The organism is Methylobacterium sp. WL116, assembly GCF_008039455.1.
GTDB lineage: Bacteria > Pseudomonadota > Alphaproteobacteria > Rhizobiales > Beijerinckiaceae > Methylobacterium.
Window position 1 is genome coordinate 1 of the sequence record NZ_VRUV01000590.1, and the last position, 2,609, is coordinate 2,609.

At 69.8% G+C, this 2,609-nt stretch carries 3 protein-coding genes; 2 read left to right on the plus strand and 1 reads right to left on the minus strand.

The genetic code is table 11. From position 1 onward, the window contains the following. Positions 1-328: 328 nt before the first annotated feature. Together FV223_RS24925 and FV223_RS24930 are read left to right on the plus strand one after the other, a co-directional pair. Positions 329-1,213 (plus strand): CoA ester lyase, encoded by an 885-nt coding sequence (locus FV223_RS24925; protein ID WP_147729473.1) that lies wholly within the window; start codon positions 329-331, stop codon positions 1,211-1,213. Positions 1,214-1,331: 118 nt separating this feature from the next. Beyond that, positions 1,332-1,727 (plus strand): hypothetical protein, encoded by a 396-nt coding sequence (locus FV223_RS24930; RefSeq protein ID WP_147729474.1) that lies wholly within the window; start codon positions 1,332-1,334, stop codon positions 1,725-1,727. A gap of 232 nt (positions 1,728-1,959) precedes the next feature. Here FV223_RS24930 and FV223_RS24935 read toward each other — a convergent pair. Next, positions 1,960-2,609, minus strand: a 650-nt coding sequence (locus FV223_RS24935; protein WP_147729475.1) for a class I SAM-dependent methyltransferase, incomplete at its 5' end; no start/stop codon positions are given.

Here is a 2,609-nt window from a genome sequence, read left to right on the forward strand (position 1 = left end):
GGCCGGCGACCAGGGCGCCGGCGACCGCGCCGGAGCCGACGCCGACCACCGTGTTGCTGGCGGCCGAGGCCGTCTCCGGCAGGGCGAGGCCCGCCGTCAGCATCAGCCCTAAAAGTGCGTGTCGCAGCATGGTCTTGACCTTCGATCGGTGGCGTTTCCCCAGCCCTTGGCCGCGGAACGTGACCAAAGCGGGGCCTGGCCGTTGCACGAACGACACGGCGTCGGCGGTTTCGATTGCGCCGGAATTTCCGGGTTTCGGCGCCGCGGCCCCTGGTCAGGCGAGTGCGTTGCGGTAGGGTCGCGCAATTTTATCCGGGGTCCCAGCCGAATGTCCGATCTCCGCCTCCGCCGCAGCGTCCTCTACATGCCGGGCTCGAACCAGCGTGCGCTCGACAAGGCGAAGACCCTGCCGGCCGACTGCCTGATCCTCGACCTCGAGGACGCGGTCTCGATGGAGGAGAAGGATCTCGCCCGCGATCAGGTCTGCGCCGCGGTCAAGAGCCGTGCGTACGGCGACCGCGAGCTGATCATCCGCGTCAACGCCCCCCAGACGCCGTGGGGAGAGAAGGACCTGCGCGCGGCGATCGAGGCGCGGCCGGACGCGATCCTGATGCCGAAGGTGTCCTCGCCGGCCGTGCTCGAGAGCATCGCCGACCACCTCGAGGCCCTCGACGCGCCGGACGACATCGCGGTCTGGGCGATGATCGAGACGCCGGCCGCGATCCTGAACATCCAGGACATCGCCCGCGCCAGCCGCGACCGGCGCACCCGGCTCACTTGCTTCGTGCTCGGCACCAACGACCTGGCCAAGGACACCTGGGCCCAGCTCGTGCCCGGCCGCGTGCCGATGCTGCCGTGGATGATGTTCACCCTCGCCGCGGCCCGCGCGTCCGGGCTGACGATCCTCGACGGCGTGTGGAACGACATCGGCGACGTCGAGGGCTGCCGCGCCGAGTGCCGTCAGGCGCGCGACCTCGGCTTCGACGGCAAGACGCTGATCCACCCCAACCAGCTGGAGCCCGCCAACACCTCCTTCGCCCCGACCGAGGAGGAGGTCCGCCGCGCCCGTCTCGTGCTCGAGGCCTTCGACCGGCCCGAGAACGCCAAGCGCGCGGCGATCAAGGTCGAGAACCGCATGTACGAGCGCCAGCACGTCGGCATGGCCAAGCGCGCGGTGACGTGGTCGGAGGCGATCAAGGCCAAGGGGCAGTGAGGGGACGGGCGGCCGACGAATGGCCGCTTTCGGGAAGCGCCGATCCGCGTGAAACGCGCAACGCGCACCACACGCCGTAGCCATCTCCGACGCTGCGGCAACGCGAAGGGTCAAGCTCATGCTGAGCGCGATCTCTCGACCACTGGCGGCCGCTCTCGCGGGAAACGCCCTGCATGGAACCGTAGCGCTCGCGCAGCCAGCCGGGTGCGGCAAACTTCAAGAGATGCTCGAGGAACGCAGGGCGTTCGTGGCGGCGGTGAATGCCGGTTCGAAGTCGGCGATCACGAAGACGCCTGAGGCGACCTGCGCACTGTTCGGTGATCTGCAGCGGAATGGCGCCATTGCGATCGCCTGGATCGAAACGCATCGGGCGTGGTGCGCGATTCCCGACGCGTTCGCCGAACGCTTCAAGGCCGATCAGATGAAGACCCTCGCGATCGGCGATCGGGCGTGCGGCCTCGTTCGCCCCGCGCCTCTGCAGATCGATCCGCTGCCGGCTCATCCGAGAGGATGACGGCGCCGATCGTGGCAATCGTCGTGTTCGCTTCGGGGAAAGAGCTGGAGCATTCCAGGGCGAGGTTGCTTCCGGTTCGCGTGCAGAAAACGCGATCTCTCAAATGGAGCCATTCCCGTGATCCAGGGATCACGGACATCGCTCGGGAGTTCGATATTCCTCCCGCGATGAGGTCTCCCCTTCCTGGCTCGTGACAACGTCCTGGGCTGTTCCGGCATCAAATCGCGACCGGTCAGCCCGATGCCGTGCAGTGGAACGCCACCGTCTCGTAGGGGTAGGCCACGCTGTCGTGCCTGGCGAGGTCCGGCGTGGCGGCGATCAGCCCCCGTATCTCGGCGGCGACGGCCGCCTGCTCGCTCGGGGGCAGGGCGGCGATGAAGCTGACCGAGAGCGCACGGCCGACGATCACGTCCTCCGGCGGTCCGACGTGCCGGTGCGGCAGGCGCCGCTCGTGCAGGGGGCCGAAGCCCGGGCCGGGGAACACCGCGCGCCAGTTTTGCGTGCGGTAGCGCGGGGTGTCGTCCTCGTGGGCGTCGACGATCCGCGTCAGCGCCGCGACCCAGGGCACGGATTCGTCGCGCACGTTCCAGACCAGCCCGAGCGTGCCGCCGGGGCGGAGCACGCGGCGGATCTCGGCGAGCGCCGCCGGGGTGGAAAACCAGTGGAAGGACTGCGCGCAGACGACCGCGTCCACCGAACCGTCCGCGAGGGGGATGGCCTCCGCATGCCCCGGATGCGCCGCGACATCGGGATTTCGCGCAACGAGCCGTGCCAGCATCGCCGGCACCGGCTCGACGGCGACGACGCGCGCCCCGGTGGCGGAGAGGCGCGGGGTGAACTTTCCGGTGCCCGCGCCGAGGTCGAGCACGGTGCGGCCGGGGC